Consider the following 1,871-nt stretch of genomic DNA (forward strand, 5'->3'; position numbering starts at 1 on the left):
CGGGCTGAGGGTGTCGAAGCCGCCGCGCAGGGCGGGAAGCCGGGACAGGAACGCCGCGTCGGGCAGGTCCGACACGCGGTCGAGCAGCGGCTCCAGCGCCGGGGGCGCCGCCTCCAGCAGGGGACCCGCCGCCGTGAGCAGGCCGGTGAGCCGGGCGGTGAGGGCGGTCCTTGACGCGGCGTCACCGGCGCCGTCCACCCAGGAGGCGACACGCCCGCCCAGTTCCCCGGGCTCCTCGTGGCCGAGCAGCACCCGTACGGCTCCGGCGGCGCCGCGCATCAGGGGCGTGCCGTCCGCGGCGAGGCGGGCCAGCGCGTCGGTGAGCCGGATGCCACCCGACCGGTCGGCGCGGTGGGCGAGTTCGAGGAGGGCGTGGCAGTCGGCGGGGTCCTCGGATCCGGTGAGCCCGTCGACCTGGCGGACCGCGGCGGCGGTGAGCAGCTCCGTCACGGCGGCGGTCCGTTCCGCACGGTCCTCGTCCGCGTCGAGTCCGGCGATGTGCCCGGCCCGGATCCGGTCCATGAGGGCAAGCCCGGAAAGGAGTTCGGGCAGGGTGGCCGACGCGGGCAGTACGTCGGCGGTCTGCGCGAGCCGTTCGTCGGCGAGTGCGGGCAGCCCGCAGCGGGCCGCCTGCTCCAGTCCGTCGAGGCACTGGGCCGCCGTCGGCCCGCCGTCGGCCCGCTCCGCGCGGTGGCGCTCGCGCAGGACGCCTTCGGCCGCCTGGGCGGCGGTGACCCCGCGCATCCCGGCGGCGGTCAGCATCGCGGCGGTGGCGGGCGTCCAGCGGGCCTCCCAGCGGGTGGTGAGAGCGTCGGCGCCGCCCGTGCCGGAGACCTCCTTCTCCTCGGCGTACGGCACCCCGCAGACGGTCAGCCTGCGCAGCAGCAGCTCACGGCGGCGGTCGAGATCGGAGCGCAGGGGGTCCAGCCGCAGGTCCCCGGCCTCCTTCGTGTCCGGCCCCGGCAGGCCCAGTGCGGCGGATTCGGCCTCGACGGCGGGCGCGAGGCCGCAGCGCGGCGCGCCGCGGGCGGGCCGGCCGGTGCGGGTGCCGACGAGGACCTGCTCCATCGCGCGGGCGACGACGCGGCCCCGCCCGTACGGTTCGCCCTGGGCGAGCACGGTCTGCACGGCCTCGACGAACTCGCCGCGCCCGGCGGCGGGCAGCCCGCGCAGCCGGGCGAGGTCCCCGGCGAGCCGGGCGATCTCACGGGCGTCCGCCGGACCGGAGGGATGCCCGAGGTCCCGGAGCGCCGAGCAGACCCGCACGGCCGCGCGCGTCAGGGCGGCTTCCAGCGCGCTCGGGTCCCCGGCCGCCTCCAGGACGAGCTGCTGCCATTCGGGGTCCCGGATGCCGGCGGGGTAGCCGGAACGCTCGTCGAGGAGGCCGTAGGTGTACGGGATCAGAGACGTCGCCCAGCCGTCCTCGGCCCCGCGCGCCCCGCGCCCGTCGCCCTCGTTCCTGACGGTGTCCGTCCGACCGGCCTCGGGCGCGGCGACGACGGCACCGGTGCCGCCAGGCACGGTGCCGCCGGCTTCCGGTCCGGCGGCGCAGGGCCCGTCAGGCCCGGCCGTCGGGCGGGGCGATGCGGGTGCGGTCAGCAGTGCGGGGGCGTGGAAGGCGCCGATGACGAGCGCCGCGCGCTCGCCGTTCCTCGTGGCGGCGGCCAGCGTGGAGCGCATCCACTCCTCCCGCCGCAGATCGAGCGCCGGCACGCCCCCTGCGGCGACGGCGTCCTGACGCAGTGCCCAGCCGGTGAGCAGCGCGGCCCGCCGCACCGCCTCAGGCGGGGACCCGGGCGCGGCGGCCTCGACGAGCCGGTCCCACAGGTCGTCCCCGGTCCGCCCGGTGACCCGCCCGGACAGCGCCGCGT

Annotated in this window: 1 protein-coding gene; it reads right to left on the reverse strand. The window is 78.7% G+C overall.

Annotated features, from left to right (window positions below):
- Window positions 1-1,871, reverse strand: a 1,871-nt coding sequence (locus tag I3F58_RS29125) for a DUF5682 family protein (protein WP_240111712.1), incomplete at both ends; no start/stop codon positions are given.

It is taken from the genome of Streptomyces sp. MUM 203J (assembly GCF_022414595.1).
GTDB lineage: Bacteria > Actinomycetota > Actinomycetes > Streptomycetales > Streptomycetaceae > Streptomyces.